Here is a 26,621-nt window from a genome sequence, read left to right on the forward strand (position 1 = left end):
AGGTACCCGCAACCCCTCGTGACCATGCAGAGGTGCCGCCCGGGTGGCGGACCGCCGGCTAGGCGCGGCGGAGCAGGGTGCGCCGGGTCGAGCCGGCCCAGCGCCGCAGCTGCTCACGGCCGCTGCGGGGCCAGAGCAGGGCCGCCAGGCGGTCACGCCGGCTCAGGCCGGCACGGCGGCGCTCGACGACGCGGTGGACGTCCTCGCGCATCGTCCCCGGCGCCGCCCCGCCGGGTGCGTACCGCAGCGCCTCGACGCGGGCGACAGCGCGGCCCAGGGCGGCCGCCGTCACGGGGTCGAGGTCCGCGGCCTCGCTGACGTAGGCCTCGGCCTGCCGGGGGCTGCGCCCCGCGACGCCGGGGACGCCGAGGTCGGCGAGGCTCGTGACGAGGACGTGCCACTCGCCCTCGACCCGGTCCGCGTCGGTGCGTGCCCCCCTGCGCCACGACTCGCGGCGCCACCGGCCCGCGAGGGGGAGGACGCCGAGGAGGGCGGCGAGCGCCGCGAGGGCGAGCAGGCCCTGGCCGAGGCGGGGGAGCGCGTCGGTCCACCCGCTCCCCGGCGCCCCGCCCACCGCGTCGGCGTCCGTGGTCGGGCGCTCCCCGGGGTCGACGTCCCCGACGGTCGGGTCCGGCGCCGGGATGGGCGCGGCCGCCTCGCTCGGGGTGCGGTAGAGCGGGGCGGTCCCGGACCGCTCGCCGGGCGTCGGCTCGAAGCGCGTCCAGCCGAGCCCGTTGACGAAGAGCTCCGGCCAGGCGTGCGCGTCGGCCGCGACGATCGTGCGGGTACCGTCCTCCGCCTCGTCGCCGGGGAGGAAGCCGACGGCGATCCGGGCCGGGATGCCCTCGGCGCGGGCCATCATGACCATGGCCGTGGCGAACTGGGTGCAGTAGCCCTGCTTCGTCTCGAGGAAGTTGCTCAGCGGGTCGAGCGGCTGGCCGTCGGCATCGGTGCCGGTCTCGGCGAGGGTGAGGGAGTACGTGAACTCGGGCCCGCGGAGGTAGTCCTGGATGGCGCGGGCGACGTCGACGGCGTTCGTCGCCTCACCGACCACCTCCTCGGTGAGCGCTTCGACGCGCTCGCGGGAAGGCCGGTCGACGGCGAGGACGGCCGGGTCAGCGCCGCCGGGGACGACGTCGCGCAGGACCGTGCCGTCCGGGGCGGTCAGGAGGTACCCGCCGTCCGGCCGGGGCACGACGCGGTTCCCGTCCGGCTGGACGTAGGCGACGATCTCGCCGTCCGCGTCGAGCTCGAAGATCGTCCCGTCGGGCTGGGCCTGCGTGGACGCGACCGGCGGCGGGGTCGTGGCGACGGGCTCCCCGATGTGCGCGGGCAGTGTCTCTCCCGGCGGGAGGAGGAGGTAGGTGGCCTCGTAGCTGTCGGCCGCACCGCCGACGACGGCCGTCTGCGTGAACGGGTCGACGCCCCACGGGACCTCGCCGAAGTCCCCGCCGACCAGCGGGTGCGGGACCGCCACCTGGGGCGCCTCGAGCGCGTTCTCGAGGACCGTGACCGTCCGGGCCTCGGCCGGGAGCGCAGGGTCGAGGCCGACGGGGGCGCCGATGTAGGGCCGGGGAGCGGTGATGTCGAGCGGGTCCCGCGGGCTCGGCAGCCACTGCCCGTCGACGTACCTCGACGAGACGGTCACCCGCAGGGGCGGTGGGCGCCGCTCGTCCGCGCGGTAACGGATGACCGGGGCGTTGCTCCGGTCGGCGAGGTCAGCGGCGAGGTCGAGCGTCTCCGTGAAGGTCACGCCGCCGCTCCCGGTGCCGTCCCCGGCGCGGGAGAGCCCCTCGAGCAGAGTCGTGGGTGGCAGGTGGGGGAGCCCGAGCGGGACGACGACGGCGAGCCCGAGGCCGATCCCGCCGAGGCCGCGGGCGAGCGAGCCGTACCGGCGGGTTCCCCCGGCGACGGCCGCGCCGGTGTCGACCGAGGAGACGGCGCGGTGGCTCCCGGCGTGCCCGCTCGACCACGCGCGCACCGAGCCCAGGCCCTGACGGCCGAGGAGGAGGAGCCAGGCGAGAGCGGTGGCGAGGAAGTACCGCGGGTGCAGCGGCTCCCCGGTGTTGGAGGCGGTGAGGGCGCACAGGAGCAGGAGCGGCACCCCGGCCAGCGCTGGGGAGCGCGCGGTCACGCCGACCGCGTCGACCGCGAGGCCGACCGCCGCGAGCCCGCACGCGACGAGGAACGTCAGCCCCGGCGTCGCCGGTGCGGGGACCGCGTACGTCTGGATCGTCACCATGCCCTCGGTCCACAGCGCCCCGACGTCGGTGGCGGTGCCGGCCGTCGGCAGGCCGTACCGCAGGTTCCCGGGCGCGTGCGTCCACACGAGCGTGAGCGCGGCGAGGACCGCCTGGAGCGCGACGACGGCCCACCCGGGAGCCCGCAGGCCGCGGGCGAGCACCCCGACGACGACGACGACGGCGAGCACGGCCATCGTCGGGTACACCCACGGCTGCGCCTGGACGAGCCCGGCGAGCGGCCACCCGGCGACGAACGTCGCGACGGCCGCGAGGACGGCGTCAACGGGGCGCCCGCGCTCGATCCTCATCACCGCACCGCCGCTACGACGTCGGCCTCGGTGAGGCGGTCCCACGCGGCCCGCACGCCCGTGCCCGCCCGGACGACCTCGGCGCGCCAGCCCGCCGTCCCCACGACGCCCACCAGGGCCGGCGCGGTGCCCCTGCCTGCTCCGCCCGGCGCACCCGTGCGCCGCCGCGGCGCCTGCGGGGCGAACGTCGCCGCCTCGAGGAGGAGGAGGTACGCCGCCCCGCCGGGGGGACGGATACCCGCGAGCCGGCGCAGGGCGTCCCCGTCGTCGTCGACCGCGACGGCGACGACGATGCCTCCGGCGCCGGTCAGGCTGTGCGCGAGGCGCAGGACCTCGTCGAAGGCGCCCTGCGCCGGCTCGGCGACGGCGAGCGCGCGCAGCACCGCCTCGAGGCCCTGCGCGTGGTGCGCCTCGCCCTCACGGACGGCGTCCGCGGTGACGAGGTGGACGGCGTGGCCGAGGTCGGTGAGGTGGACGGCGACGGATGCGAGCGCACTGACGGCCCACTCGAACGAGCCGGTCTCGCCGTCGCCCGCGTGCGCGTCCTCGCGCGGGTCGAGGACGAGGACGGCGCGCCGGCGGGCCGGCCGGTCCTCCTGGCGCACCATGAGCTCGCCGCGGTGCGCGGTCGTCGGCCAGTGGACGCGCCGCAGGTCGTCGCCGTCGCGGTACGCGCGGATGCTCGCGTCGTCCTCCCCGTGCAGGGCGACCATGTGGCGGATGCGGCCGTCGTTCCCGGCCCCGTGCCCGCGCGGGCGGGACGCGCCGAGCTCCTCGATCCGGGGCAGGACGACGACGTCCGTCTCGGCGGGAAGGACGGTACCGGTGCGGGTGAGGCCGAACGGGTCCTGCTGGCGCAGGACGAGCGGCCCGAGGTGGTGGGGGCCGCGGGCTGCGCTCGAGACGTCGTAGGTGAGGCGGTGGACCTCGCCCGGGTCCATGCGTGGGAGGAGGAACCGGGCGTCCGCGCCGAGGCGCGGGTCGATCTCCTCGCGGGCGAGGTAGAGCAGGCTGCGCCTCCCGGCGTCGTTCGTGAGCGCGAGATGGACGCGGGCGGGCTGGCCTGCGGCGACGAGGCCCGGCACGACGACGCGCTCGACGGCGATCCGCGGGGGGCGCCGCCACGTCGCCAGCACGGCGAGCAGCGGCAGGAGCACGAGGAGGACTCCGACCCGGGTGATGTCGGGGAACCCGAGCACCATCCCCATGACCGTCGTCGTCACCCCGAGGGCGAGGAACGTCTGGCCGCGGGTGGTGAGGGTCGGCAGGCGGGCGTTCATCGTGCGCTGGCGGGGACCGGGACGCCGGCGACGATGGCGGAGAGCACGTCCTCGGGGCTGCGGCGGGCGAGCTGGGCCTCCCCGCTGAGGAGGACGCGGTGGGCGAGGACAGGCTCGACGAGACGGCGGACGTCGTCGGGCAGGACGTGGTCGCGGCCCTCGAGCGCTGCGTGGGCGCGCGCCGCCCGGAGGAGGTGGAGGCTCGCGCGGGGGGAGGCGCCCAGGCGCAGCTGGGGGCTCGTCCGCGTCGCCGCGGCGAGGTCGACGATGTACTGCCGGACCGCCGGGCTCGCGTACAGGCGACGGACGGCGGAGACGACGGTCGCCACCGTCGCGGCGTCGGTGACCGGCCGCAGGCCGGCGAGCGGCGACGCGCCGCCGTGGGTGGCGAGCATGGCGAGCTCCGCCGCGGGCGCCGGGTAGCCCATGGAGATGCGGGCCATGAAACGGTCTCGCTGCGCCTCGGGCAGGGGGTAGGTGCCCTCCATCTCGATGGGGTTCTGCGTCGCCATGACGATGAAGGGCGCACCGAGCTCGTACGTGCGCCCGTCGACGGTGACCTGGCGCTCCTCCATCGACTCCAGCAGCGCGGACTGCGTCTTCGGCGAGGCGCGGTTGATCTCGTCGCCGACGACGACGTTGGCGAAGATGGCGCCGGGACGGAACTCGAACGCGTGCGTGTCCTGGTTGAAGACGCTCACGCCGGTCACGTCGCTCGGCAGGAGGTCCGGGGTGAACTGGATGCGCCGGACGGTGCAGTCGATCGAGCGGGCCAGGGCCTTGGCGAGCATCGTCTTGCCGACCCCGGGGACGTCCTCGATGAGGAGGTGGCCCTCGGCGAGAAGGACCGTGACCGCCGTCCGGACCGCCTCGGTCTTGCCCTCGATGACGGAGGAGATGGCGGCGTGGATGTCGGACGCGACGGCGCGCAGCTCGTCGAGCTCGTCCCTCGTCGTCGGCTCGGTCTGGCTCAGCGCTGGGCTCATTGATAGATGGTGCACCACGGGGCCCGCGGCGGTCCACGGCTTCACGTGGCGCGCTCAGGCCGGCGTCTGCTCCGCGGGGCGGGCGAGGGCGACGAGGTGAGGTGCAGGAGGGCGGGTCCCGCTCGCGCGCCGGCCCCTCGGCGCGGGACGATGTGGGCCCACGGAAGGAGGGCCATGGCGCACGACGGCGTGCCGGTGGGGGCGGTGGCTCCTCGGGGCTCGCGCGCTCCGGGCACGGGGCGCGCAGGCGCCGACGACCTCGTCGAGGACGCCGTCGCCCTCGCGCGCCGGTGGGTCGCGGCCGCGCACGGCGGGACCCGGGCGGAGCGGGTCGCCGGGGAGCGACTCGCCGCGCTCGTGGCGGACCCTGCGGGCCTCGACCTCGCCGTCCGGTTCGTCGACCGCGTCGCACGCCCGGAGGACGACCGCGTCGCCGCCCGCGAGCTCGCCTCGCTCACCGCGTCCGCGGCGTCCGGCTTCCTCTCGAGAGGGGACAGGGCGCTCCTCGCCGCCGGCGCGCGGGTGGCTCCGCTCGCCCCGGGCGTCGTCGTCCCCCTCGCCCGCCGGCGGTTGCGCCAGCTCGTCGGGCACCTCGTCGTCGACGCGCGCGACCCCGCCCTGGGCAACCACCTCGCCCGCGCCCGCCGGGAGGGGCTCCGGCTCAACCTCAACCTCCTCGGCGAGGCGGTGCTCGGCGAGCGCGAGGCGGCGACCCGCACGGCGCGGACCGTCGAGCTCCTCCGACGGGGCGACGTCGACCACGTCTCGGTCAAGGTCTCCTCCCTCGTCAGCCAGCTCAACCCGTGGGACTCCCGCGGCTCCGCGGAGCGGGTCCTCGCCCGGCTCCGGCCGGTCTACCGGGCCGCCCGGGCGCGCTCGCCGCACGCGTTCGTCAACCTCGACATGGAGGAGTACCGGCACCTCGACCTCACCCTCGACGTCCTCGAGACCGTCCTCGCCGAGCCCGAGTTCGCCGACCTCGAGGCGGGCGTGGCGCTCCAGGCCTACCTGCCGGACGCCCACGCCGCGCTCGAGCGTGTGCTCGCGCTGGCGCGGCGTCGGCGCGAGGTGGGGGCGGCGGGGGTGAGGGTCCGCCTCGTCAAGGGCGCCAACCTCGCGATGGAGCATGCCGAGGCCGAGCTCCACGGGTGGGTCCCCGCCCCGTACGCGACGAAGGCCGAGACCGACGCGAGCTACGTGCGCCTCCTCGAGCACGCGCTGCGTCCCGAGCTGGCCGGCGCCCTGCGCGTCGGGGCGGCGAGCCACAACCTCTTCGACGTCGCGCTCGCGCACCTCCTCGCGCGTGGGCGCGGCGTGCCCGGGATGCTCGACATCGAGATGCTCCAGGGCATGGCTCCGGCGCAGGCGCGCGCGGTCCGGGCGGAGGTCGGCTCCCTCGTGCTCTACACGCCGGTCGTCGCGCCCGGGGACGTCGACGTCGCCGTCGCCTACCTCGTCCGCCGGCTCGAGGAGAACGCCGCACCGGAGAACTTCGTCCGCGCCCTCGCCGCGGCGCCCGGGGAGCGGGAGTCCGCGCTCGCCGAGCAGGAGGAGCGGTTCCGGCGCAGCGTCGCCGAGCGGTCGCTCGTCGCGGACGCGCCGCGCCGGGCCGCCCGGCCCGCAGGCCCTGGCCCGCGCTTCGCCAACGCGACCGACTCCGACCCGGCCCTCGCGCCGGTGCGGGCGTGGGCGCGCGACGTCGTCGCCGCGGAGCCACCGGCGCCGGCGTCCCCGGTGCTCGTCGGTGCCTCCGACGTCGCGGAGGTGGTGCGCCGCGGCCGGGCGACGAGCCCGGGCTGGGCGGCGCGGCCAGCCGCCGAGCGCGCCGCGGTGCTGCGCCGGGCGGCCGACGCGCTCGAGGACCGCCGGGGCGCGCTCGTCACCGCGATGGCCGCCGAGGGCGGCAAGACGGTCGCCGAGGCGGACCCCGAGGTCTCCGAGGCGGTCGACTTCGCGCGCTACTACGCCGACCGTGCGCTCGAGCTGGCACCCGCCGACGGCGCACGGTTCACCCCTGACCGCCTCACTCTCGTCACGCCGCCGTGGAACTTCCCGGTCGCGATCCCGGCCGGCGGGATCCTCGCTGCGCTCGCGGCGGGCTCCGCCGTCGTCGTCAAGCCCGCCCCGCCGGTGCCGGTGTGCACCGAGACGGTCGTCGCGGCCCTCCACGCCGCGGGCGTGCCGGCGGACGTCCTCCAGGTGGTCCGCACGGACGAGGGCGCCACGGGGCGGGCGCTCGTCGCGCACCCGGGCGTCGACACCGTCGTGCTCACCGGGTCGATCGAGACCGCACGGACCTTCGCCGCGTGGCGTGCGGGCCACGCGGGCGGGCCGCGGGTCCTCGCCGAGACCTCCGGCAAGAACGCGCTCGTCGTCACGCCGGCGGCCGACCTGGACCTCGCCGTCGCCGACCTCGTCCGCTCGGCGTTCGGGCACGCGGGGCAGAAGTGCTCCGCCGCCTCGCTCGCCGTCCTCGTCGGGTCCGTCGGCACGTCCCGCCGCTTCCGGCGCCAGCTCGTCGACGCCGTGACCTCGCTCGTCGTCGCGTGGCCCTCCGACCTCGGCGCGGCGATGGGACCGCTCATCGAGGCGCCGTCGGGCAAGCTGGCCCGCGCGCTGACGACGCTCGAGCCGGGGGAGTCCTGGCTCGTCGAGCCCCGCCCGCTCGATACGACGGGGCGGCTGTGGTCCCCGGGCGTCAAGGACGGGGTCCGGCCCGGCTCGTTCTTCCACCTCACCGAGTGCTTCGGCCCCGTCCTCGGGCTCATGCGGGCACGTAGCCTCGACGAGGCGGTCGAGCTCCAGGACGCGACGGCGTACGGCCTCACGGGCGGCCTCCACTCGCTCGACGAGCGGGAGATCGCGTCCTGGCTCGAGCGGGTCGAGGTCGGCAACGCCTACGTCAACCGCCACCTCACCGGCGCGATCGTCCGGCGGCAGTCGTTCGGCGGCTGGAAGGCCTCCGCGGTCGGGCCCGGCGCGAAGGCCGGCGGGCCCAACTACGTCGCCCAGCTCGGCCGGTGGGAGCCCGACGGCGTCCCGTCCGTCCTTGCGGAGCCGTCGCCGCGGGTGGCCGCGCTCCTCGGGGCGCTCCTCCCGCTCGTGCCGGACCCGGCGGAGCAGGCGTGGCTGCGGGCGGCGGCGGGCTCCGACGAGCACGCGTGGCGCAGCACGTTCGGGCGCACGCACGACGAGAGCGGTCTGCGGGTGGAGGCGAACGTCTTCCGGTACCGCCCGCTGCCGGTGGTGTGGGTCCGGGCCGGTCACCGGGCGCGCGTGGTCGAGATCGTCCGGCTCGTCCTCGCGGGCGCACGCGCCGGCACCCCGGTGCGCGTGAGCCTCGACCCGCTCCTGAGCGCGGAGCTGAGGGCCCGGCGCGGCGACGGCACCCACGTCGACGCCGCCCTGCGCGCCCTCGCACGGGTGGTCGACCGGGCGGAGAGCCGTGACCAGCTCGTCGCGCGGGTGGGGGCCGGGGAGGTGTCCGGGCGGGTGCGCGTCGTCGGCGAGGACCCCGCGCTGCGGGCCGCGCTAGCCGGGGGTGGCGTCACCGTCCTCGACGGGCCGGTCCTCGCGACGGGCCGGCGCGAGCTGCTCGCGCTCGTGCGGGAGCAGGCCGTGAGCCGCACGCTCCACCGGTTCGGGCACGTGCCCCGGGACGCCGCCACGCCCGACCGGGTCTGAGGCCCGGCGCGGGCCGCGTGCGGGGTGGGCTCAGGCGTCCTGCTCGGCGAGGAACGCGAGCCCGATCCGCCGCTCGATGGCGACGACGTCGTCGACGGCTCCGGCGGCGGCCTTCTCGATGTGCTTGCCGAACAGCGGGATCGAGGCGGTGATGTCCCCGGCGAGGACCTCCCGCGAGCTGCCCGGGCCGGTCGGCTCGAGGCTCATCCGGCCGGTCACGCGAACCGGGGCGCCGACGATGTCGAGCGAGAGGGTGCCGCGACGGGAGCCGTCGGGGCCAGGGGCCTCCCACGCCTCGACGAGGCGGACGTCGAGGCTCTGCCCCACGAGCGAGCGGAAGCTGGCGGGCACCTGGTCCGTCGGCATCTGCCGGCGCGTCGTCACGGTGAACGCGTCGCCGTCCCGCAGGACCTCGAGCGAGGAGTCGAGCGCGCCGCTCGCGGCGATCTTGCGCTGGACGAAGTCCTCGTCGGCGAGCATCTGGGCGACGCGGGCGGCGTCGGCCGGGTAGTCGATCGTGGCGTTGAACTGCACGGTGGTCTCCTCGTTACGGGGGTCGCGCCCGCGGATGGTCCGGCAAGCGTAGTCGCGCCCCCCGCGTACTCGCCTACGCTGGGCCGGTGTCGACTCTGAGCGAGCTCATCAGGACCCGCGCCTCGCTCGAGGAGCAGGAGATCGAGTGGCTGCACCTGCTGGTGGGGGACTGGCAGGTCATCTCCGACCTCTCCTTCGCGGACCTCGTGCTGTGCCTGCCCACAGGAGAGGACGACTTCCTCGTCGTCGCGCACTGCCGCCCGTCGACGGGCACGACCGTCCACCACGACGACATCGTGGGCCAGCTCGTCCCGGACGGGCGGCGCCAGCTCCTGCGTGAGGCGATGCGGGACAAGAAGGTCTACCGGGCGGCGGAGCCTCGCTGGACCGGCGCCCACGCCGTCCGCGAGGACGTCATCCCCGTCGTCCGCGACGGACGCGCCATCGGCGTCATCTCCCGGCAGGCGAACCTCGGGATCGCCCGGACGCCCAGCCGGCTGGAGATCAGCTACGTCGAGGCCGGCGACGCCGTCTGCGCGATGATCGCGCGCGGCGAGTTCCCGCAGCCGGGCTCCCCGACCGGCTCGCGCCGGGGGGCGCCCCGCGTCGGTGACGGGTTCGTCCGGCTCGGTCCGGACGGCGAGGTGCTCTACGCCAGCCCCAACGCCCTCAGCTGCTTCCACCGACTCGGCGTCCTCGGCGGTCTGGGCGGTCGCGTGCTCGCGGAGGTCGTCACCGACCTCATCGAGGACCACTCGCAGGTGGACGAGTCGCTGCCGCTCGTCGTCATGGGGCGCGCGGCGTGGCGCACCGAGGTCGAGTCCCACGGCGTCAACCTCTCGCTCCGCGCCATCCCGCTGGCTGAGCGGGGGGAGCGGCGCGGCGCGATCCTCCTGTGCCGCGACGTCACCGAGGTGCGACGGCGCGAGCTCGAGCTCCTGACGAAGGACGCGACGATCCGCGAGATCCACCACCGCGTGAAGAACAACCTCCAGACGGTGGCAGCGCTCCTGCGTCTGCAGTCCCGCCGCTCGAGCTCGCCCGAGGTGCGCTCGGCGATCAGCGAGGCCATGCGCCGCGTCTCGACGATCGCCATGGTCCACGACACGCTGTCCCAGTCCCTCGACGAGACGGTCGACTTCGACGCCGTCTTCGTCCGGGTGCTCCGGCTCGCCGCCGACGTCGCCGTCCGCGAGGGCGAGGTGCGCACCGAGTTCAGGGGCGCGTTCGGCCAGGTGGGTGCCGACGACGCGACCGCCCTCGCCGTCGTGCTCACCGAGCTCGTCACCAACGCCGTCGAGCACGGGCTCGGCCGCGAGGGCGGGATCGTCGTCGTCGAGGCGACCCGGGACGGGTCCGACCTCACCGTCGTCGTCCGCGACGACGGCGCCGGGATCGCGCCCAACAAGGTCCTCGGCGGCCTCGGCACCCAGATCGTCAACACGCTCGTCCGCGGAGAGCTCGACGGCACGATCGACTGGCGACCCGTGCCCGAGGGCGGCACCGAGGTCATCCTCCGCGCGCACCTGCCCGAGAAGGGCTGAGGGCCAAGCAGCCGCCCGGGCGCCGCGGGTCGGTGCCCGCAGCGCCCGGGCGCCCTCAGTGCCCGCGCCGCCCGGGCAGGATGAGCACGGCGTCCCCGACGGGCCGCTCGCCGCTCGCGTCGGACGGGTCGTTGATGACCTCGTCCTCGACGACCATCGTCGTCGAGCCCCCGCCGTCGAAGTTGAGCGCGTCCCGCAGGCCGAGCCCCTGCGCCACGAGCCCGGCCTCGGGGATGCTCAGGCCGAGCGAGGAGGTGCTGCGCCCGTCGGCGGTGGCGAGCACGAGGCGGCCCTGGGCGTCCGTGCCCGCGATCGTGCGCGGGTTCCGCTTGTGCACCCAGCCGTAGTAGAAGCTCGGGTTGTCGGCGTGGACCATGCCGTCCTGGGCCGGCGTGACGTGGAGCGCGCCGTCGCGGACGAGCTCGGGACCACCGTTGACGATCGAGGTCCGATGGTTCGTGGGCACGCGGCGGCCGCGCTCGTCGACGAGGTGGGTCCGCACGTCGACGCGCGCGTTCCGGCGCACGAGCCGCTCGAGGTCGTCGACGAGGTCGCCCGTCGCCTGGACGGTGCTCCCGCCCTCCGGCACGGTCCCGCCGCGCGGTGAACGGACGTCGGTGACGGAGCCGCGCGCGTCGAGGACGAGCTCGACGCCCTCGCCCGCGGGGGTCGCAGCGCCGTACCCGGGCGTGAAGGCGACGATCTCGTCCGCGTCGGTGCACGTGACGTCGTGCAGGGGGTCCGCCGTCGGCAGGTCGTCGTCGGTCCCGCCGCAGTTGCGGATGAGCCCGGGGACGCGGTTGAGGCCGTCGAGCGGGAGCGAGTCACCGCGCGAGCGGACCTCGCCCTCCCAGGAGAGCCGGACCACCTCGGTGTGGCGGGCGTCCTCGCGCAGGACGAGAGCGGGCCGGCCGTCGACCGTCTCGCTCAGGAGCTCGCCGTCGACGACGCTGACACCGGCCGGGTCTCCGGGGGCGCCGGAGCGGGGGTCGAGGACGAAGAACCCACCGTTGACGCCCGCCGTGGCGCCCGCGGCGGCGGCGAGCTCGCTCGTCGTCTCCCGCTGCTCGATGTCCGGGCCGAGCGCGACCTCGACGGCGCCCCGGAAGCGCTTCGGGTCGACGGTGAGGACGTCGATGCGCCACGGCCCGGAGTCGACCGTGTCGCTGTCCCAGCCGGTGAAGAACGTCGAACCGGCGTAGCCGGCCGCGACGAGGCGGGCGCGCTCGGCGTCGGCGGCCGCCTGGTCGGCGAGCTCCCCGACGCGCACGCGCCAGCCGAGGCTGCCGCCGGCGAAGTCGGCGACGGGCGGGGTCGTGACCTCCTCGGCCCGAGCGGTGAAGCCGAGGGCGGTCAGCTCGGCGACCGTCTCCCGCGCGCTCGCCTCGTCCTTGAGCGCCGTCGGCGGCGCGTCGGGGTCCGGCGACGTCGAGCCACCGGGGATCGAGACCTCGACCGTCCACACGTGGTCGGGGTCGACCTCCCCGCGCACGATGCGGGTGAGGGTCACCCCGGGCTGGAGGACCTCGCTCGTGCGGGTCTCCGCAAGGCCAGGCGCTCCGAGCGGGAGCACCGCCGCGGACGGCCCGGGGCGTGGAGGACGGTGGGCGCCGTCGTGGCCGGTCGCGGCGCCTGCCGCGACCGGCAGTGCGACGAGGCTCGTGGCGACGACGGCGGCGAGCACCGCTCGGCGCGGCGCCCGGTCGGTGGGGGTGCGCATCGGTGGGACCTCCTTCGGTGGCACGCCCCCGGCGGTGGGGGCGAGCGTCGATCAGCCGCCCCAGTCAATCCCCGCACCGCACCGCGCGCACCTCGGCCGCACCGCAGCCGGGCTGCGCCGCTCAGCCGGTCGGGCCGTCCCGCCGGGCACCGAGCGTCCGGCTCCACAGGAACCACACGACGGCGGCCGCGACACCCGCGAGGACGACCCACCTGAGGATGCCCGCGTACTGCTCGACCTCCGCCCACCGCTCGCCGAGGTAGTAGCCGGCCAGCACGAGCACGGCGTTCCAGATGGCGCTGCCGACGAGCGTGAGGAGAGAGAAGACGACGAGCGGCATCCGCTCGAGGCCCGCCGGGATCGAGATGAGGCTCCGGAAGATGGGGAGCATGCGACCGAGGAGCACGGCCTTCGTGCCGTGCCTGGCGAACCACCGGGCGGTCGCGTCGACGTCGGAGACCTTGACGAGCGGCATCGCGTCCGCGGCGCGCCGGAGCCGGTCGAGCCCGAGCCAGACGCCGAGCCCGTACAGGAGGAGGGCGCCGACGACGGAGCCGATCGTCGTCCAGACGAGCACCTCGCCGAGACCGAGGTCACCCTGGCTGGCGGTGAAGCCGGCCAGCGGCAGGATGACCTCGCTCGGGACCGGTGGGAAGAGGTTCTCCAGCGCGATCGCGAGCCCGGCGCCCGGACCGCCGAGGGTCTCCATGAGGTCGACGGCCCAGCCGGCGACCCCGCCGAGCTCGGGTGCGGCCTCGGCGGCACGACTCACCCCCGGGGCCACGAGGGCGCCCAGGGGTGAGGGGGGAAGCGGCAAGGTGCTCAGCTGGCGCGGCGGGCCCGGGCGGTGCGGCGCTTGAGCGCGCGGCGCTCGTCCTCCGACAGCCCGCCCCAGACGCCGGCGTCCTGACCGTTCTCGAGGGCCCACTTGAGACACGTGTCCAGGACGGGGCAGCGCTGGCACACGGCCTTGGCCTCCTCGATCTGGACGAGCGCCGGACCTGTGTTCCCGATCGGGAAGAACAGCTCGGGGTCTTCCGTGAGGCAGGCAGCATCGTGACGCCAGTCCATGACAGCTCCTTCTGGGCATACGTCGGACACGCGAGATGACGGGGAAGCAGCGTGTCCGAGACGGTGTGTTAACTGCTGGTTACAACCTTCACATGTGGACTCGTCCCAAACAAGGGGTTCCACCCCGGGAATGTTGCTCGCAGGCGCGTGGGGTGGGTCACATCCGAGCAGTTCAGCGACGGTTTCGCCGCATGAGTGGCCCACGCGGGCGGGCGCGGGGGGACGTACAGTCGGGGCGTGCCCGAGAATGCCGCCCGCCCGCCGCTCGTCCTGCGCCTCGCGCTCGTTCTCGTGCTCGTCGAGGTGGGCGCGATGGGTGCGCTCGCCGTCAGCCTCGTGGTCGAGGCGCTCGCCGGACGGGCCCAGCAGATGGGGACAACGGTCGCGATGGCCGTCTTCTTCCTCGGGCTCGCCGTCCTCCTCGTCGGCGCGATCCGCGCCCTGCACGCCGGGCGGCGCTGGGGTCGCGGCCCGGTCCTCACGTGGCAGCTGCTCCTCCTCGCCATCGGCGTGAGCCAGTTCAGCCTGCTCGCCACGTGGGTCGCCCTCGTGCTCGTCGTCGTGCCGGTGGCGGTCGCCGCCGGGCTCCTCGCGCCGCCGGCCCGGGCGTGGACGGACTCCGGCGTCCCGCCCCGCGCGGTGGTCTGACCCGAGCGGGGCGGGGGTAAGGGGGACGGCGCGCGCGCCGGCCGGACCGGCGCGCGCCCCCGACCCGGCTCTCAGGCGGCGAGCGCCACCACGGGCGGGGTGCGCACCGAGCTGCGTGCCGGCAGCACCGAGGCGGCCAGGCCGGCGAGCACCGCGACGACGACGACCGCACCCAGGTGCACCCACGGCACGGCGAGGGTGACGCCCCCGGACTGCCCGAGGACCACGGCCGTGCCGGCCCATCCGTAGACCATGCCCAGCACGATGCCGATGACGACGCCCACGAGGGCGAGCAGGACGCCCTCGGTGGCGAGCATGACGCGCAGCTGCCGGCGTGTCATGCCCATCGCCCGCAGGAGCGCCGACTCGCGCCGCCGCTCGATGACGGACAGGGAGAGCGTGTTGGCCACGCCGATGAGGGCGATGAGGACGGCGACCCCGAGCAGCCCCACGACGACGGCGAGGAGCGTGTTGATGACGTCCTCGAACAGGGCGCGCTCGGCGGCGGGACCATTGACGTACGGGGGTGACGTCGCGGCGGCCGTACCGGCGTCCGCGGCGGTGAGCCGGTCCTGGATGCCGGTGACCATGGCCGCCTGGTCGCCGTCGCTCGCCAGCCGCGCGAGGATCGTCGTCAGCGGCGCCTCGGGGGTGAGGTCGCCGAGGGTGGCAGGCGTGACGAGCAGGTTGACCGGGGACGTGACCGAGCTGACGACGAGGGTGAGGACCTCGCCGTCCGGGACGGCGGAGCCGTCCGGCTGGCCGACCTCGAGCTGCAGCTCGACCTCGTCCCCCACCTCGACGCCGACGTTCATCGCGATGAAGCCGCCGAGGGCGACGGTGCCGGCCTCGAGGCCCTCGAGCGGGCGGGTGTCGCGCAGCACGGCGGCGGCGTCGTCGAGGTCGGTCGCCGACGCGTTCGTGTGCGCGGTCGACTCCTGCGTCGCCGGGTTCGTCACGACCACCGGCGCGGTACGGATCTCGGCGACGTCCGTGACGCCGTCGGCGCCTCGCACCGCCTCGATCTGCGTGGCCGTGAGGGGGCCGTCCTTCCCGTCGGTCCACACCGTCGACCGGACCTCGACGTCGGCGGGGAAGCTCTCGTCGAGGAGGAAGCCGAGGCTGGCCCGCATGCTCACGGCCCCCGTCGACATGAGCGTGACGAGGGTGACGCCGATGACGAGCGCGGTGGCGGTGGCCGCCGTCCGCCGAGGGTTGCGCACGGCGTTCGCCGTCGCGAGGGTCGCGGTGCTACCTCCGCCAAGACGGGCGGTGACGCGGCCGAAGGCGCTGACGAGCCCGGGGACGACGAACACGGCACCGATCATGACCCCGACGAAGGACAGGACACCGCCGAAGATCCCGAGGGAGAGGCCCACCGTGAGCGCGTCGTCCGGGGAGGCAGCATCGCTGCGGGCGAGGAGCACACCGCCGATGAGGGCCGCAGCGCCACCGGCCACGGCGAGGAGCGAGAGGACGAGCCGCCCGCGGGACCCGGCGCGGGCGTCCGGCGGGGCGGCGGGGCGCAGCGCGGCGAGCGGGGAGACCCGCGTCGCGGCCCGCGCCGGGGCGAGTGCGGCGAGGACGGTGACGACCGCGCCGGTGAGGAGCGGGGCGAGGACGACGGCGGGGGTGAGGTGCACCGTCGCGGGCAGCCCGAGGCCGAGGTCCTGCGTGCCGAGCACCAGCAGGGTGCCCTGGGCGAGGGCGACGCCGAGGATGAGGCCGCCGACGCCCGCGAGGACGCCGAGGATGAGCGCCTCGGTGAGGACGGAGCGTCGGATCTGGCGCTTCGTGGCCCCGACGCAGCGCAGGAGGGCGAGGGTGTGCGTGCGCTGGGCGACGAGCACCTGGAACGTGTTCGTGATGACGATCGCCGCGACGAACATGGCGATCGCACCGAAGGCGAGGATGAGGACCGTGAAGACGAGCGTCGTCCCGGTGACGTCCCGCGTCATCTGCTCGGCGAGCTCCGTGCTCGTCATGGTCCACGTCTGGGGGAGCGCGTCCGAGAGCGCGGTCGAGAGGTCCTCGGCGCTCGTGCCGGGCTCGGCGACGACGAGGATCTGCGTGTAGCGGAGGTCGGCTCCGCCGGCGCTCGCCCACCTCGTCAGCTGCTCGGGCGCGGCGAGCGCCGTGCTCGCGTCGGCAAAGAGGGCGAGCGGGTCGGTGAGGATGCCGACGAGGCGCAGGGTCTGCGCCTGTGCGCCCGTCTCCTCGCCCTCGCCGTTGGCTCCCTGGAGCGCGACGTCGACCTCGTCGCCGATCTCGGCCTCGAGGCGCTTGGCGCTCGCGGCGGTGATGGCGAGCTCTCCCGACGCGCGGGGGAACGTGCCCTCGGCGAGCTCGACGGTCTCGAGCCCCGGGCTCGGCGTCGACCGGAGCGTCGCGGAGTCGCCACGCTCGCCGACGCCGAGGGAGGTCTGGACCTCGAGGATCCCGTCGGCGAGGGCGGTCCCCTCCGTCTCCCGCACGGTGGTGAGGTCCGCGGCGGTCAGGTCCCCGTTGACGATGACGTCGGCGTCGCCGATCGAGGCGGTCATCGCCGCGTAGCTCGTGTCCCGGATGAGCGTGGTCCCGAGCAGGGCCGCGGCGATGAACGCCGTGCCGATGATGATCGCGATCGCACCGGCGGCGAGCCGGCCGGTGCTGCGGCGCATCTGCGCCAGCGTGAGACGCAGCATCAGCGGCTCACCGCGCTCTCGACCTCGACGCCGCGCAGGGCGTCGAGACCAGCGAGGACGGACTCCGGCGTCGGGTCCGCGATGGTCCCGGCGATGCGGCCGTCCGCGATGAGCACGACGCGGTCGGCGTACGAGGCCGCGGCGGGGTCGTGGGTGACCATGACGACCGTCTGCCCGAGCTCGCGCACGCTCGTGCGCAGGAAGGACAGCACCTCGGCGCCGGAGCGGGAGTCGAGGTTGCCGGTGGGCTCGTCGGCGAAGACGACGTCGGGCCGGGTGATGAGGGCGCGGGCGATGGCCACGCGCTGCTGCTGACCGCCGGAGAGCTCGCTCGGGCGGTGGGTGAGGCGCTCGCGCAGCCCGAGTGTGTCGACGAGCATGTCGAGCCAGGCGCGGTCCGGCGTGGTCCCGGCGAGCTCGCACGGCAGCGTGATGTTCTGCAGCGCCGTGAACATCGGCAGGAGGTTGAAGGACTGGAAGACGAAGCCGACGCGCTTGCGGCGCAGGAGGGTGAGCTCCGTGTCGCCCAGGGTGGTCAGCTCGGTGTCCCCGAGGTAGGCGTGCCCGCCGGTCGCGGCGTCGAGGCCCGCGAGCAGGTGCATGAGCGTGGACTTGCCGGAGCCGGAGGGACCCATGATCGCGGTGAACTCCCCGGCGGCGAAGGAGACGTCGACCGAGCGCAACGCGTGCACCGCGACGTCGCCCGAGCCGTAGGTCTTGCTCAGGCCCTGGGCGCGGACGGCAGTGGGCCGTCCGGCGCTCGCGGGACGGGCCGGCTGGCCGGGTGCTGGTGTGCTCACGTGAAAGACCTCCTCGTTCGGGGCGCCGTCGCGCGGCACCTCCCCGGCACTGTGCCGGTGTGAACGACGCTATTGCGAGGCGCAGGGCCGGGGCGTCCCGCCCGGGGCTGGTCTTCGCGTCATCCCGTGGTCGTACGCGCCGGCCCGCCGGTACGCCGTCTCGCGCGCGACGGCGTCGTCGCGGACGAGCCCGCACGCCTTCGGGTGAGACCGCACGCTCGGGGGTGAGACCGCACCATGCAACCGCACTCACGCCCACGAGAGTGCGGTCTCGGGCCCCCTCGCCGGGGCGAGCACGGGCGCAGGAGGTCGGCGGTCAGCCCTGGGCACGCACGAGTCCCGTCTCGTAGGCGACGACGACGGCCTGGACGCGGTCCCGGGCCCCGAGCTTGGACAGGACGCGGCCGACGTGCGTCTTGACGGTCGCCTCGGCGACGACGAGGTCGCCCGCGATCTCGGTGTTGCTGCGCCCGCGGGCCATGAGGACGAGCACCTCCCGCTCCCGCTCGGTGAGCGCGTCGAGGACGGCGGGGGAGGCCTTCTGCTCGTCGGGGAGGACGGTGGCGAGGTGCTCGATGAGCCGCTTCGTCGACGACGGCGCGATGACGGCGTCCCCGGCGTGGACGGTGCGGATGGCGCCGAGCATCTCCTCCGGGGGGACGTCCTTGAGGAGGAAACCGCTCGCTCCTGCCTTGATGGCGCGCAGGACGTACTCGTCGAGGTCGAAGGTCGTGAGGATGACGACCTTGGGGACGACGCCCGTGCGGGGCGGGTGCGCGGCCAGCTGGGCCGTCGCGGCCAGGCCGTCCATCCCGGCCATGCGGACGTCCATGAGGACGACGTCGGTGGCGTAGGCGTCGAGCAGGCGCAGCGCCTGGGCGCCGTCCCCGGCCTCGCCGACGACCTCCATGTCCGGCTGGGAGCCGATGACGAGGGCGAACCCGGCCCGGACGAGCTGCTGGTCGTCGACGATCGCGACCCGGATGGGGGCGTCGGCGGTGCGCTCGGGCGGGGCTGCGGGTGTGGTCATCGGGGTGCCTCCGTGGGCGGGGTGTAGCGGCTGGCGGGGTCGGGGGGCGGGAGGTCCGCCGTCGTCGGCGCGGGGAGCGGGATCTCCGCGCGCACGCGGAACCCGCCGCCGGAGCGCGGTCCCGCGACGAGGGTGCCACCGAAGAGGGCGGCGCGTTCACGCATCCCCAGGACGCCCTGCCCCAGACCGTCCGAGCCGGCGGCGGCGCCCCGGCCGTCGTCGTCCACCTGGAGGACGAGCCGCTGCGGGTGCCACTGGAGCATGACGGTGACGGACGCGGCCGGGCCGGCGTGCTTGAGGACGTTCGTCAGCGCCTCCTGGCACAGCCGGAAGACGGTGAGGCCGGCGCCGGGGGGGAGCGGGCGCTCGACGCCCATGCGGACCATGGAGACGGCCAGGCCGGTGCCGCGGACCTGCTCGACGAGGGCGTCGAGGTCGCCCGTCATCGGCTGGGGCGCCGTCGCGAGCTCGTCGGGGCCGCCGTCGGGCGCTCGGAGGACGCCGAGGATGCGGCGCATGTCCGCCAGGGCCGCGCGCCCGGTCTCCCCGATCGTCGTCAGGGCGCGGACCGCGGCATCGGGGTCCGCCGTCGCCGCGTACCGACCCCCGTCCGCCTGCGCGATGACGACGGAGAGGGAGTGCGCGACGACGTCGTGCATCTCGCGGGCGATCCGTGCGCGTTCCGCGGCGGTGGCGATCTGCACCTGCTGGTCCCGCTCGACCTCGAGGCGTCGGGCGCGTTCGCGCAGGGACTCCGCGCGTTCGACCCGGTTGCGGCGGACGAGGGCGATCGCCCAGACGAACAGCGTGAACGCGCCGAGGGCGAACGTGCCGAAGAGGACGCTCCCGAGGTCGAAGTAGCCGAACGACGCGCTGAGGAGGAACGAGCCGAGCAGTGCGCTGGCGAGCGCCACGCGGGACGCCCACACCGGCCCGTGGACGGTGACGGAGTAGAGGGCGACGAGGACGAGGGCATCGACGGGCAGCCCGGGTTCTCCGGCGAGGAGGTGCGTGAGAGCGCCGGCGTGGACGACGGCGGCGGAGGCGACGGGACGCGTGCGCCGCCAGTACAGCGCGCCGGGCATGACGAGCGTCGTGAGGACGACGAGGGTCGAGTCGCCCACCCCCGAGAGGCCGAGCGAACCGACCCCGAAGAAGAGGAGCAGGAGGGTGGCGAACGCCGCGTCGACGAGGCGGGAAGGCAGGGCCGAGGACCGCTCGGTGGCTGGTGGTGCCGCCATTCAGCGATGCACCGGCTCGATGAGCGCCGGGGAGTCGTTGCGCACGTTGCCGACCTTGGCGTCGACGGCGTGGAGCTCGACCCCCGGCCGGGCCGAGCCGAGGACGGCGAGCGCCTCGACGCCGGAGGTGACGGTGGGGTCGAGCCAGTCGTGCACGGCGTCGGGGCCGAGCATGACCGGCTCCCGGTCGTGGAGGTAGGCGAGCTCGGGGCGCGCGGCCCGGGTGAGGATGGTCGTGGACATGAGCCAGCGGCCCGGGTCGTCCTCGGGCTTGGCGGGGTCGCGCCAGAAGGCGTAGAGCCCCGCGAGGGCGAGGGGCGCGGCGTCGTCACCGTGGACGAAGTGGGGCGTCTTCCCGCCCGCGGGGTCCCGGCGCCACTCGTAGTACCCGTCGGCGGGGACGACGCACCGGCGGGTTGCGAGCGACTTCGCGAAGGCGCGCTTGTCCGCCACCGTCTCGGCCCGCGCGTTGATCATGCGAGCGCCGACGGACGGGTCGGCCGCCCACCCGGGCACGAGGCCCCAGCGCGCCGCGTGCATCTCGCGCCGGAACGCACGCCGCGCGAGCGGGTCGTCGCCCCCGTCCGGGAGCGGACGCTCGAGCAGGATGCGCACCGGCTGCGTCGGGGCGACGTTGAAGGACGGGGGGACGGCGTCGGCCTCGTCGGAGATCTCGACGACGTCGAAGGAGTCCGCGATGGCCTGGGCCTGCCGGAAGGACGCATATCGACCGCACATGGCACCCAGCGTGCCAGGCGGGAGGTGACGGCGGATCAACCGGCGGGTTGATCTTTGGTGTCATCCCGTGGGGGGAGGCCAGCCCGGGCCTGGCAGGGCGTTCCCGTCCGGGGACGCACCCGTCTCTCGAGTCATGTGCGTGCAATGCGAACACAAAGCACTAGTCAAGTCCCGTGAGACGGTCTCGGCGGAGGTTGCAGGCTCGTAACGATGTCCAGCCGGTCGGGGGGCGCGGCAGCCGGCGCCGCGGCGCCCGGCGCGCACGGCCGCAGCGGTGCCACGGCGGGGATCGCGGCCCCTCTGGGGCGAACGTCCGACGGGGCGCGGCGCCACCGCCGGGGCTGGTTGAGCGCAGCGCCGGTGCGTGCCAGCGTGGAGACGCACCATGACCACTCGGGGCGACCCGTCCGGTGCGGCGCGCCCGCGCGCCGCCGGGAGGCTTTCCTCGTCTCAACCGAAGGGGACCATGATGACGACATCGATGCGCCGAAAGGGTGCACTGACCGCGACCGCCGGGGTGCTTGCTCTGGGGCTGGCCGCCTGCGGCGGGGGTGACGCGGAGAACGCCGAGACCGCGGGCTCGGACGGCACGAGCGGATCGGGCGGAACGTCTTCCGCCGGTGGCAGGCTCGCCGAGCTGCAGGACGCCGGGACGATCACCGTCGGCTTCGCCGGCGAGGCGCCGTACAGCTTCCAGGACTCCAGCGGCGAGCTCGTGGGCGCGTCCGTCGCGCTCCAGGAGCGGATCTGGAACGAGCTGGGGATCGAGGAGGTCAACGGCGTCCAGGCCGAGTTCGGGCAGCTCATCCAGGCCCTCAACGCCGGTCGCTTCGACATCGTCGCGGCGGGGATGTCCATCCTGCCCGAGCGGTGCGAGGAGGCGATCTTCTCGGAGCCGGAGTTCCAGTACACGACGGCGCTCCTCGTCGAGGAGGGCAACCCGCACGGCCTCACGGACATCCAGTCCGTCGCCGACAACCCCGACGTCCAGATGGCATCGATGACCGGGGCCATCGAGTCCGACTACGCCGCCTCCCTCGGCATCGACACCACCCAGGTGGGCGGCCCGCAGGACGGGCTCGACCTCGTGCGCAACGGGCGCGCGGACGTCTTCGCCCTCACCGGCATCTCGCTCAACTGGATGGTCGACAACGCCGGGGAGGACCCCGGCGTCGAGGTCACTGAGTCGTTCGTCGCCGTCATCGACGGGGAGGAGCAGTTCGGGGCCGGTGGCACGGTGTTCCGTCCCGAGGACACCGAGCTGCGCGACGCCTACAACGAGAAGCTCGCCGAGATCGTCGGGGACGAGGACACCTACCTCGACGTCGTCGGTGAGTGGGGCTTCACCGCTGAGGAGCGCCCGACCGGGGACTTCACGACCGAGGACCTCTGCGCCGGCGACATCGGCTGACCCACCCCCCATGGCAGACAATCTCGAGATCCTCCAGGGGATGCTGCCGAGGGTGGCTGACGGGGTCTTCGTGACCCTGCAGCTCACTCTCGGCGGCTCCGCCCTCGCCTTCGTCCTCGCCGTCCTCCTCGGGCTCTCCGCGCGCCACAGCAACGTCCTGCTGCGCGGCACCGCCCGCGTGTTCATCGAGTTCTTCCGCGGGACGTCCCTGCTCGTCCAGCTGTTCTTCTTCTTCTACGTGCTGCCGCGCTTCGGTCTCGAGCTGAGCGGCCTCGTCTGCGGGATCCTCGCCCTCGGGCTCAACTACGGGGCATACGGCGCCGAGGTGGTCCGCGGGGCGATCAACTCGGTGCCCAAGGGGCAGTGGGAGGCGAGCGTGGCGCTCAGCCTCCCGCCGTCGCGGCGACTCTTCCGCGTCGTGTGGCCGCAGGCTTGGGCGATCATGATCCCGTCGCTGAGCAACCTGGGGATCATGCTCCTCAAGGGCACCGCGGTGGCCTACGTCATCCTCATGCACGACCTCACCTTCGTGACGAACACACTGCGCCAGCAGACGAACGACACGTTCTTCTCCTACGGCGTCGGGATGGTCATCTACTTTCTCCTCGCGTACGTCCTCGTGCTCATCGCCAACGCGGCCGAGATCCACGCGAAGAACCGGCTCGGCACCGGGCCGCCGCTGCGTGACGTGTTCCGTCCCCGGGCCGCGCGGACGACGGCGGTGACCGGGTGAACGGGATCTGGAGCTGGGAGCGCGCGGCCGAGGCCCTTCCGTCGCTGCTCTCCGCCTTCGTCGAGGTGACGCTGCTCGTCACCGTCCTCGGCTCGGTCATCGCAGCCGTCCTCGGCCTCGTCATCGCGATGGTCCGCCGGCTCGCCCCGGCGGTCGTCGCACGGCCCGTCCACTGGGTCATGGAGTTCATCCGGATGACGCCGGTCGTCATCCAGCTCCTCTTCGTCTACTACACGTTCACCGACCTGCCCGGGCTGTGGATCGGGATCGGCGTGCTCGGCGTCCACTACTCCACGTACATGGCCGAGGTGTACCGCTCGGGCATCGACAACGTACCGAAGGGCCAGTGGGAGGCGGCCACCGCGCTGTCCATGTCGAAGGGCCGCACGTGGCGCAAGGTCGTCATCCCGCAGGCGCTGCGGACCACGGTCCCGGCCCTCGGGACATGGGTCATCTCGATGTTCAAGGACACGCCGTTCCTCTTCGTCATCTTCGTGCCCGAGCTCGTGAACGCGGCGGAGGACTACGGGTCGCGCACGTTCACCTACGTCGAGGCCTTCACCCTGGCCGGCCTCATCTTCCTGGCCGCCAGCTATCCCACGTCCGTGCTCCTGAGAAAGCTGGAGGCTCGCCTTGCCCGCTACTGACTCCGCACCGGTCATCCGGTTCGAGAACGTCGTCAAGAAGTTCGGTGAGGTCACCGTGCTCGACAACCTCAACTTCGAGGTCCGCAAGGGCGAGCGCGTCACGCTCATCGGACCCAGCGGGTCGGGGAAGACCACCATCCTCCGGCTCGTCATGACGCTCGAGGACCTCACCGGGGGCCTCATCTACATCGACGGCGAGCCCTTCACGTACGAGGTGCGCGGCGGCAAGCGTGTGCCCCGCAAGCCGAAGGAGGTCGCGAAGGTCGCGACGAAGATCGGGATGGTCTTCCAGCAGTTCAACCTCTTCCCGAACATGAGCGTGCTGGAGAACATCATCGAGGCGCCCGTCCACGTGCTCGGCCGCTCGAAGAGCGAGGCGGTGGCGCGCGCCAAGGAGCTGCTCGACCTCGTCGGCCTCGCCGACAAGGTCGACGCCCACCCGTCCAAGCTCTCCGGTGGTCAGCAGCAGCGCGTGGCCATCGCCCGGGCCCTCGCCATGGACCCGGAGATCCTCCTCCTCGACGAGGTGACGTCGGCGCTCGACCCCGAGCTCGTCGGTGAGGTGCTCGGGGTGCTGCGCAACATCGCGGAGACGACCGACATCACGATGCTCATCGTCACTCACGAGATGCAGTTCGCGCAGGAGGTGTCCGACCGCGTCCTCATGTTCGACCAGGGCCGCATCATCGAGGACGCCCCGCCGCACGTCATGTTCACCGACCCCAAGGAGGAGCGCACCAAGGCATTCCTCCAGGCGGTGCTCTAGCTCCCTACCTCCCGCCCGCCACCCCTCCCGCCCTCCCTTATTCGTGATCATGCCGAAGTGCCGGAGCACTCCTGCATGATGACGAACGAGACGGGGCGAAGGACGGGCAGGGCGGGGCAGGGTGCCCGCCTGCCCGTGTGGGTGTCCTGGGCCAAGATGGGACGGTGACGACGAGCGACGCAGCGGCCGAGCGGCCCGTGGACCAGACCGCCCAGACGCCGGTGGCGCCCCCGGACGCCCGGCAGCGGTGGCAAGGTCTCGCCGAGCGGCTCGACGCGGCGCAGTTCGCCTACTACGTCCGCGACGCCCCGACGATCTCGGACGCCGAGTACGACGCGCTGCTCCGCGAGCTCGAGGCGCTCGAGGCGGAGCACCCGGACCTCCGGGTCCCGGACTCCCCGACCCAGCGGGTGGGCGGCACGTTCTCCACCGAGTTCGCCACGGTCGAGCACCTGCGCCCCATGCAGAGCCTCGACGACGTCTTCTCGATCGAGGAGCTGCGCGAGTGGGCGGCACGCATCCACGCCGAGGTCGGGAGCGAGGACGTCGCCATGACCGCCGAGCTCAAGATCGACGGGCTCGCCGTCAACCTCCTCTACTCCGGCGGCAGGCTCGTGCGCGCCGCCACCCGGGGTGACGGCCGTACCGGTGAGGACGTCACGCTCAACGTCCGCACGATCGATTCCGTGCCGGCTCGGCTGGCCGGCACGGGCCACCCGGCGCGGATCGAGATCCGCGGCGAGGTGTTCTTCCCCGTCGAGGCGTTCGCCGAGCTCAACGCCTCCCTCGTCGAGGCGGGCAAGGCCCCGTTCGCCAACCCCAGGAACTCGGCGGCCGGCTCGCTGCGCCAGAAGGACCCCCGGGTGACGGCCTCGCGGCGCCTCGACATGATCGCCCACGGCATCGGAGAGGTCGACTGGGGCGAGAATGCCCCGGCCCGGGCGTTCGGCAGCCAGTCGGAGATGTACGCGGCGCTCGCGGACTGGGGCATCCCCGTCTCGACCCACACCCGGCTCGTCACGTCCCGCGCCGAGGCCGAGGCCATGATCGCGTTCTACGGCGAGCACCGCCACGAGGTCGAGCACGAGATCGACGGCATCGTCCTCAAGGTCGACGACTTCGCCCTCCAGCGCCGCCTCGGGTCGACGTCACGCGCCCCCCGCTGGGCGGCCGCGTACAAGTACCCGCCGGAGGAGGTCAACACCCGCCTGCTCGACATCCGCGTCAACGTCGGGCGCACCGGGCGGGTGACGCCCTACGGGGTCATGGAGCCGGTCCTCGTCGCCGGCTCCACCGTCGAGCTGGCTACCCTCCACAACGCCAACGAGGTCCGGCGCAAGGGCGTGCTCATCGGGGACGTCGTCGTCCTGCGCAAGGCGGGTGACGTCATCCCGGAGATCGTCGCGCCCGTCGTCGACCTGCGTGACGGCTCGGAGCGCGAGTTCGTCATGCCGACGGAGTGCCCCTCGTGCGGCACGACCCTCGCGCCGGCCAAGGAGGGTGACGTCGACGTGCGCTGCCCCAACGCCCGCAGCTGCCCGGCGCAGCTGCGGGAGCGGGTCGCCCACGTCGCCTCCCGCGGAGCGTTCGACATCGAGGCCCTGGGCGACGAGGCCGCGCTCGCACTCACCGACCCCGAGGCGGACCGCGAGCGCGCCGCCGCGGCCGGTGCGGACCTGCCGCCGCGCCAGGCCCCGGTGCTCACCTCGGAGGCCGGGATCTTCGACCTCACCGCCGAGGCCCTCGCGGAGGTGCGGGTCTGGCGCGAGGTGCGCGAGCGCGGCGTCGCCACGGGCCGGTGGGAGCTGCGCCGGTTCTTCTGGAACGAGGGCAAGCAGTTCCGGGCGACGACGAAGCGCGAGGCCCGCACGGAGCCCGCGGTCCCAGCGGCCAACACCCTGCGCATGCTCGCCGAGATCGAGAAGGCGAAGGCGCAGCCGCTGTGGCGGGTGCTCGTCGCCCTGTCCATCCGGCACGTCGGCCCGACGGCGGCGCGTGCGCTCGCGGGGGCGCTCGGGTCGATGGCGGCGATCCGCGCGGCGAGCGCGGAGGAGCTCGCCGCGGTCGACGGCGTCGGCCCGACCATCGCGGACTCGATCGTCGAGTGGTTCGGGGACCCGCAGGACCCGGAGGACCCCAACGCGTGGCACCGAGAGATCGTCGACGCGTGGGAGGCCGCCGGCGTCTCGATGGAGGACGTGCGCGACGAGAGCCTGCCGCGCACCCTCGAGGGCGTCACCGTCGTCGTCACCGGTGGCCTCGAGGGCTTCTCCCGGGACTCCGCCAAGGAGGCGATCCTCGGCCGGGGCGGCAAGGCGTCGGGGTCGGTGTCGAAGAAGACCGACTTCGTCGTCGTCGGCGAGAACGCGGGGTCGAAGGAGACGAAGGCGCGCGAGCTCGGCCTGCGGATCCTCGACGAGGCGGGCTTCGTCGAGCTCCTCGCCGGCGGGCCACAGGCCGTGACGCCCGCGCCGCCCGCCGAGGCTGGGGCGGTGCCGGCGGAGCCCGGGTCGGTGCCGGGCGAGCCGCCGGCGGAGCCCGGGTCGGCCTGAT

Annotated in this window: 20 protein-coding genes; 8 read left to right on the forward strand and 12 right to left on the reverse strand. The window is 74.5% G+C overall.

Features of this window, described 5'->3' with window-relative positions:
• Positions 1 to 58: 58 nt before the first annotated feature.
• From V2J63_RS13185 to V2J63_RS13195, 3 genes are read right to left on the reverse strand one after another with little or no spacing between them, the layout of a single operon-like run.
• On the reverse strand, positions 59 to 2,551 hold the full coding sequence (locus V2J63_RS13185; RefSeq protein ID WP_331231510.1) for a DUF3488 and transglutaminase-like domain-containing protein: 2,493 nt from the start codon (positions 2,549 to 2,551) through the stop codon (positions 59 to 61).
• Entirely contained in the window at positions 2,551 to 3,831 is a 1,281-nt protein-coding gene (locus V2J63_RS13190; protein ID WP_331231511.1) for a DUF58 domain-containing protein, read from the reverse strand. Before V2J63_RS13190 ends, V2J63_RS13185 begins: the two co-directional genes overlap by 1 nt.
• Positions 3,828 to 4,817: an AAA family ATPase gene (locus V2J63_RS13195; protein ID WP_331231512.1), complete on the reverse strand. Its 990-nt coding sequence runs from the start codon at positions 4,815 to 4,817 to the stop codon at positions 3,828 to 3,830. Before V2J63_RS13195 ends, V2J63_RS13190 begins: the two co-directional genes overlap by 4 nt.
• 174 nt (positions 4,818 to 4,991) lie before the next feature.
• On the opposite strand from V2J63_RS13195, the gene V2J63_RS13200 reads away from it, so the two are divergent.
• Positions 4,992 to 8,501 carry a proline dehydrogenase family protein gene (locus V2J63_RS13200; protein ID WP_331231513.1) on the forward strand — a complete coding sequence of 1,170 codons (3,510 nt, stop codon included), beginning with the start codon at positions 4,992 to 4,994 and terminating at the stop codon, positions 8,499 to 8,501.
• 30 nt (positions 8,502 to 8,531) lie between these two features.
• On the opposite strand, the gene V2J63_RS13205 is transcribed toward V2J63_RS13200, so the two are convergent.
• A complete protein-coding gene (locus V2J63_RS13205) occupies positions 8,532 to 9,035 on the reverse strand; it encodes a DUF2505 domain-containing protein (protein WP_331231514.1) in 504 nt (167 codons plus the stop codon).
• 86 nt (positions 9,036 to 9,121) lie between these two features.
• Here V2J63_RS13205 and V2J63_RS13210 point away from each other — a divergent pair, with 86 nt between their 5' ends.
• Positions 9,122 to 10,579, forward strand: coding sequence for a sensor histidine kinase (locus tag V2J63_RS13210; protein ID WP_331231515.1), 1,458 nt, complete (start codon positions 9,122 to 9,124; stop codon positions 10,577 to 10,579).
• 55 nt (positions 10,580 to 10,634) lie between these two features.
• On the opposite strand, the gene V2J63_RS13215 is transcribed toward V2J63_RS13210, so the two are convergent.
• The 3 genes from V2J63_RS13215 to V2J63_RS13225 all read right to left on the reverse strand — a co-directional run bounded on the left by V2J63_RS13215 (position 10,635) and on the right by V2J63_RS13225 (position 13,370).
• Entirely contained in the window at positions 10,635 to 12,299 is a 1,665-nt protein-coding gene (locus V2J63_RS13215) for a phosphodiester glycosidase family protein (RefSeq protein ID WP_331231516.1), read from the reverse strand.
• Positions 12,300 to 12,420: 121 nt separating this feature from the next.
• Entirely contained in the window at positions 12,421 to 13,008 is a 588-nt protein-coding gene (locus tag V2J63_RS13220) for a DedA family protein (RefSeq protein ID WP_331231541.1), read from the reverse strand.
• Between the two features lie 113 nt (positions 13,009 to 13,121).
• Complete coding sequence (locus tag V2J63_RS13225) at positions 13,122 to 13,370, reverse strand: WhiB family transcriptional regulator (RefSeq protein WP_331231517.1); 249 nt, start codon at positions 13,368 to 13,370, stop codon at positions 13,122 to 13,124.
• 237 nt (positions 13,371 to 13,607) lie between these two features.
• Here V2J63_RS13225 and V2J63_RS13230 point away from each other — a divergent pair, with 237 nt between their 5' ends.
• A complete protein-coding gene (locus V2J63_RS13230; protein WP_331231518.1) occupies positions 13,608 to 14,018 on the forward strand; it encodes a hypothetical protein in 411 nt (136 codons plus the stop codon).
• 71 nt (positions 14,019 to 14,089) lie between these two features.
• Here the strand turns inward: V2J63_RS13230 and V2J63_RS13235 are convergent, their stop codons facing one another.
• The 5 genes from V2J63_RS13235 to V2J63_RS13255 form a co-directional block, all read right to left on the reverse strand.
• Complete coding sequence (locus V2J63_RS13235) at positions 14,090 to 16,678, reverse strand: ABC transporter permease (protein ID WP_331231519.1); 2,589 nt, start codon at positions 16,676 to 16,678, stop codon at positions 14,090 to 14,092.
• Positions 16,679 to 16,701: 23 nt separating this feature from the next.
• Positions 16,702 to 17,502, reverse strand: a complete 801-nt coding sequence (locus tag V2J63_RS13240) for an ABC transporter ATP-binding protein (protein WP_331231520.1) — start codon at positions 17,500 to 17,502, stop codon at positions 16,702 to 16,704.
• Positions 17,503 to 17,818: 316 nt separating this feature from the next.
• Complete coding sequence (locus tag V2J63_RS13245) at positions 17,819 to 18,532, reverse strand: response regulator transcription factor (protein WP_331231521.1); 714 nt, start codon at positions 18,530 to 18,532, stop codon at positions 17,819 to 17,821.
• Positions 18,529 to 19,773 (reverse strand): sensor histidine kinase, encoded by a 1,245-nt coding sequence (locus V2J63_RS13250; protein WP_331231522.1) that lies wholly within the window; start codon positions 19,771 to 19,773, stop codon positions 18,529 to 18,531. The genes V2J63_RS13245 and V2J63_RS13250 overlap by 4 nt, the downstream gene beginning before the upstream one ends.
• Positions 19,774 to 20,511 carry an SOS response-associated peptidase gene (locus tag V2J63_RS13255; RefSeq protein WP_331231523.1) on the reverse strand — a complete coding sequence of 246 codons (738 nt, stop codon included), beginning with the start codon at positions 20,509 to 20,511 and terminating at the stop codon, positions 19,774 to 19,776.
• Between the two features lie 481 nt (positions 20,512 to 20,992).
• On the opposite strand from V2J63_RS13255, the gene ehuB reads away from it, so the two are divergent.
• The 5 genes from ehuB to ligA all read left to right on the forward strand — a co-directional run bounded on the left by ehuB (position 20,993) and on the right by ligA (position 26,620).
• Entirely contained in the window at positions 20,993 to 21,922 is a 930-nt protein-coding gene (ehuB, locus tag V2J63_RS13260; protein WP_331231524.1) for an ectoine/hydroxyectoine ABC transporter substrate-binding protein EhuB, read from the forward strand.
• Between the two features lie 10 nt (positions 21,923 to 21,932).
• Positions 21,933 to 22,655: an ectoine/hydroxyectoine ABC transporter permease subunit EhuC gene (ehuC, locus tag V2J63_RS13265; RefSeq protein ID WP_331231525.1), complete on the forward strand. Its 723-nt coding sequence runs from the start codon at positions 21,933 to 21,935 to the stop codon at positions 22,653 to 22,655.
• Positions 22,652 to 23,302: an ectoine/hydroxyectoine ABC transporter permease subunit EhuD gene (gene ehuD, locus V2J63_RS13270; protein WP_331231526.1), complete on the forward strand. Its 651-nt coding sequence runs from the start codon at positions 22,652 to 22,654 to the stop codon at positions 23,300 to 23,302. Before ehuC ends, ehuD begins: the two co-directional genes overlap by 4 nt.
• Positions 23,289 to 24,068, forward strand: a complete 780-nt coding sequence (ehuA, locus tag V2J63_RS13275; protein ID WP_331231527.1) for an ectoine/hydroxyectoine ABC transporter ATP-binding protein EhuA — start codon at positions 23,289 to 23,291, stop codon at positions 24,066 to 24,068. The genes ehuD and ehuA overlap by 14 nt, the downstream gene beginning before the upstream one ends.
• 164 nt (positions 24,069 to 24,232) lie before the next feature.
• The gene (gene ligA / locus V2J63_RS13280; protein ID WP_434056336.1) at positions 24,233 to 26,620 is read left to right on the forward strand and encodes an NAD-dependent DNA ligase LigA; all 2,388 of its coding nucleotides are present in this window, start codon (positions 24,233 to 24,235) and stop codon (positions 26,618 to 26,620) included.
• Position 26,621 lies beyond the last annotated feature (1 nt).

Origin of the sequence: Georgenia wangjunii (assembly GCF_036421975.1) — a bacterium.
Taxonomy (GTDB): Bacteria; Actinomycetota; Actinomycetes; order Actinomycetales; family Actinomycetaceae; genus Georgenia_A; species Georgenia_A wangjunii.

Excerpts from the sequence above, each read along its gene's own strand:
- V2J63_RS13185 (WP_331231510.1), bottom strand. The coding sequence starts at position 2,551 with ATGAGGATCGAGCGCGGGCGCCCCGTTGACGCCGTCCTCGCGGCCGTC.
- V2J63_RS13190 (WP_331231511.1), bottom strand. The coding sequence starts at position 3,831 with ATGAACGCCCGCCTGCCGACCCTCACCACCCGCGGCCAGACGTTCCTC.
- V2J63_RS13195 (WP_331231512.1), bottom strand. The coding sequence starts at position 4,817 with ATGAGCCCAGCGCTGAGCCAGACCGAGCCGACGACGAGGGACGAGCTC.
- V2J63_RS13200 (WP_331231513.1), top strand. The coding sequence starts at position 4,992 with ATGGCGCACGACGGCGTGCCGGTGGGGGCGGTGGCTCCTCGGGGCTCG.
- V2J63_RS13215 (WP_331231516.1), bottom strand. The coding sequence starts at position 12,299 with ATGCGCACCCCCACCGACCGGGCGCCGCGCCGAGCGGTGCTCGCCGCC.
- V2J63_RS13220 (WP_331231541.1), bottom strand. The coding sequence starts at position 13,008 with ATGGAGACCCTCGGCGGTCCGGGCGCCGGGCTCGCGATCGCGCTGGAG.
- V2J63_RS13225 (WP_331231517.1), bottom strand. The coding sequence starts at position 13,370 with ATGGACTGGCGTCACGATGCTGCCTGCCTCACGGAAGACCCCGAGCTG.
- V2J63_RS13235 (WP_331231519.1), bottom strand. The coding sequence starts at position 16,678 with ATGCGCCGCAGCACCGGCCGGCTCGCCGCCGGTGCGATCGCGATCATC.
- V2J63_RS13245 (WP_331231521.1), bottom strand. The coding sequence starts at position 18,532 with ATGACCACACCCGCAGCCCCGCCCGAGCGCACCGCCGACGCCCCCATC.
- V2J63_RS13250 (WP_331231522.1), bottom strand. The coding sequence starts at position 19,773 with ATGGCGGCACCACCAGCCACCGAGCGGTCCTCGGCCCTGCCTTCCCGC.
- V2J63_RS13255 (WP_331231523.1), bottom strand. The coding sequence starts at position 20,511 with ATGTGCGGTCGATATGCGTCCTTCCGGCAGGCCCAGGCCATCGCGGAC.
- ehuB (WP_331231524.1), top strand. The coding sequence starts at position 20,993 with ATGCGCCGAAAGGGTGCACTGACCGCGACCGCCGGGGTGCTTGCTCTG.
- ehuC (WP_331231525.1), top strand. The coding sequence starts at position 21,933 with ATGGCAGACAATCTCGAGATCCTCCAGGGGATGCTGCCGAGGGTGGCT.